Raw genomic sequence first — 3,438 nt, 5'->3', positions numbered from 1 at the left:
GGTTTTCTTCATCCCCCACTGATTATTAGTTGAACCAATCGGGCTTTTACGGGCAGTTTATCTCCCACCTAACTTCTTTGCTTTCGCTGAATTTTAAGGTGAGAGTATTACTGCCCGTTAATGCGGGATAAAATATTTCCTTAACGCACAATTTTCTTTTTTGTCGCGTCAGGCCTACTAGAGTTTTCATTCAGATTTATTCAATAAAGTAGAAATCCTTGTATCAATAGGGGTAATGTTATTACTAGTTATCTCGATTGAAATTTGGCAGTTTTCTGTATTTCTTTTATAACGGGTTCTGTGTAACAATGGAACCAAATCACGCAATAAGCATTAGTGGACATTATTCACGTACATAAAAAAGGAAGACCTTTCGAATTGAAGAGTCTTCCTTTTTTATGTACGTTGGGATTATTTATAGATGTCACCGCATAATTTATTTTAAATAAACTCCAAAAGGTTCCAAGCCTTAATTGATATAGATTCATGTAGCCCTTCATACTTAACTTTTGAATATATTGGAATTCACAGCAACAAACTCTATCACTTTAAACTGACCGGTTGTTGCTGTGTAACACAATGAATCATACCACCATTTTTATACAGTTCCCTTACATCAATTCCAATCACCTTACGGTCAGGATATAGTTTTTGGATTCTATCGTTTGCTATTTTATCATTAGGATCATTATAATTCGGAACTAATACAACTGTATTCCCTATGTAAAAATTTATATATGAACCTTTGTATCCCAAATCTTTTCCATTATCTAAAATTACATTGTTTTTACTAATTGGTAAATACACATGCTGATAAGGCTTGCCAAAGGCATTTTTAGCATTCATTAATGTTTTAATATCTTTATTTGAAACACCCCATTCCTCTAAATCATCTTCTTTCATTGTAATAATTGTAGACTGATCATAAAATTTAGCAAAACCATCAATATGGAAATCCGTAATATCCAAACCTGAGACACCATCTAGCCAAATAAAATTAGTAGCACCAAGATATTCTTCTATATACTCCTCTATTTCTGCTTCTGATAACTTAGGATTCCTGTTTTTGTTAACGACAGCACTACGTGTGGATAAAAATGTACCATTACCATCTAGTTCAAAGGCTCCACCTTCAAGTACTACATTAGTTAGATCAATTCTTTCCATACCTAATTGCTTACTAAGACTGCTTGGAATTAATGCATCCTTTTTATACGGGGTTTTCTTTCCCCATCCATTAAATCCCCAGTTCATGATTTTAATATTCTTATCCTTGTCATATACAAAAATCGGCGCAGAATCTCTTGCCCATACATCATTAGTAGGAATGATGTAAAAGTAAATTTTCCCCATATTTATACCCTTCTCATACAGAAGATTAGAAATATAATTCTTTTCGTATTCATTATATGCGATAATATGAACATTTTCTCCTTCGCTTAAAGCACTTGTCATCTCTATCCAAATTGATTCAACCTCTTCTTTATAACCTTTACCATATGTCAAGTTATGAGGCCATTGCAACCATGTACCTTCATGTTTGCCTCTTTCGTCAGGCATTGAGTATTTGCCTACACTTTGTTCTTTTATACTTTGGCTTTCATCAGCTTTACTTTGAATACATCCAGTTAAGATTCCAGCTACTAATACAGCCCCTGAGCACAGTATAATCATCTTATTCATTTCATAATCTCCTTATTATGTTTTGATTACTTTCTCTTGGAAGTAGAATAAGCTTTGACATAGTGTCAAGGTCAAGCAATTATTGTTTTTCTTTTTTGATGACAGGAAAACAGATTTGTGTCACATACTCCTCCACAGAGCAGTCACATTCTGGACCTTTCAAATAGGTTTCATAAGGCGGACCATCTAAGCAATAACCGTTGCATTCTGCCCATTCTTCAAGCGCCATATGTGCATATCCGATATAATCATAACTTCCGATATGCAATGTAGTGGCAATAAACTTTTGAGAGAGCTTTTTTATTTGCCATTCTCTTGATATATCTCTTTCATTCCCAGGAATAATCGGAATCATTAATTCAATATCGCTATAGTCAGGGCTAAACTCTTCATCAAAAAAAATGACAGAGGGTACACCACGTAACTGAATGTTACTTTCTTCCGCCTTATCGTATAAGGAATCAATGCACTTGTCTACATCAGCAATATGAATCTGCAATCTTTGACTTACGACACTTACCTCTTTTCTCATTCCGAGCAATATATCATATGCTCTTCTTTCTCCTTGAATCAAATCCACCTTTTTTTCAATCATCTCTTGCATTTCTATAATGATCCGTCTATATCGATTGATTTCCTTTGATAATTCATTTATTTTCAAATGTATGAATCTGATAAACAATTTTCTATCTGATGTCTGAAGGATGGTTTTAATCTCCGGCAAAGAAAATTTGTATTCTCTCAGCTTTTTGATTAGTAATGCCATTTCTAATTGACTATTCTCATAATATCTGTATCCATTCGCTGTATCTATATATACTGGCTTCAAGAGTCCTTCTTTGTCATAGTGTCGTAACATACGAGCACTCATTTTGCATAGCTGAGAAAATCTGCTAATCGTGTACATATTTCTCTCCTTACTTAGAATGATAAAATTTTTCAAGCAAATGACCAGGTAGTAGGGGTCCCCTACATCTTCGCAATTTTACCTTTAGAGACATACTGCTTCTTCAGGGTAATTAAAATATCTTCTTTTTCCCACATATCCATCACCTTATGATTCTCCTGGTCCGCATTGCTTTATCCCGCTATTCGTGGGCAGTAAGACCCCCACCTCAAGATTCAGAGAGAAGCAAAGAAGATAGGTGGAGGATAACTGCCCGTAAAAGCCCGATTGGTTCAACTAACCGTCAGTGGGGGATGAAGAAAACCCCCACTGACGGAAGTTTCACTTTATACAAGGGTACCTTTCTTTGTCACTCAACCAATCTTTTAATCAGACTTTATTATAAAAATTGAACGGAGGTTTTTTGAAAGAAGAATTCGTTTCGATCAATCTTCTTTCAAAAAAAGAAAGCTAGTAGAATCAATATAGCTTTCTTTTTCCTTAACGTACAGGTAATCGGCTGAAATGTGTCTAAATTGTATCTAAATGTACAATTTTTTACTTTTGGTGACGTGACCCCATGCCCATCAACTTAAGAATTTTATAACCCCCAAAAACAAAAAAATTGTACATTTTCACATGAAGATGTCAATTTTCTCGCTTTGGGGTATTTGTATTTCTTAGCTTGATAGTGATGTGGTGGTACCCCACATCCATCAACTTAAGGTATATGTTTATACAAAGGCGGATCTTTCCATGTAGTTTTTCATTATTTTTTATAGATATCCTAAAAGTAGGCATATCAAATAAACCCTGACGGGTTACAATTTTTTCACTATAATTATGCTACCTGATGAATGGAAGTGGTA

The 3,438-nt window shown here is 34.6% G+C and carries 2 protein-coding genes; both read right to left on the bottom strand.

The window, feature by feature from the left end; translation table 11 throughout:
* Window positions 1–543 precede the first annotated feature (543 nt).
* Complete coding sequence (locus tag BM211_RS25605; protein WP_035431953.1) at window positions 544–1,683, bottom strand: agmatine deiminase family protein; 1,140 nt, start codon at window positions 1,681–1,683, stop codon at window positions 544–546.
* Window positions 1,684–1,762: 79 nt separating this feature from the next.
* Window positions 1,763–2,590 (bottom strand): MerR family transcriptional regulator, encoded by an 828-nt coding sequence (locus BM211_RS25600; RefSeq protein WP_091000206.1) that lies wholly within the window; start codon window positions 2,588–2,590, stop codon window positions 1,763–1,765.
* Between the last annotated feature and the right edge of the window lie 848 nt (window positions 2,591–3,438).

It is taken from the genome of Bacillus sp. 491mf, from assembly GCF_900112415.1.
Taxonomy (GTDB): domain Bacteria; phylum Bacillota; class Bacilli; order Bacillales; family Bacillaceae_G; genus Bacillus_A.
This window is presented reverse-complemented; position numbering and strand designations above follow the sequence as displayed.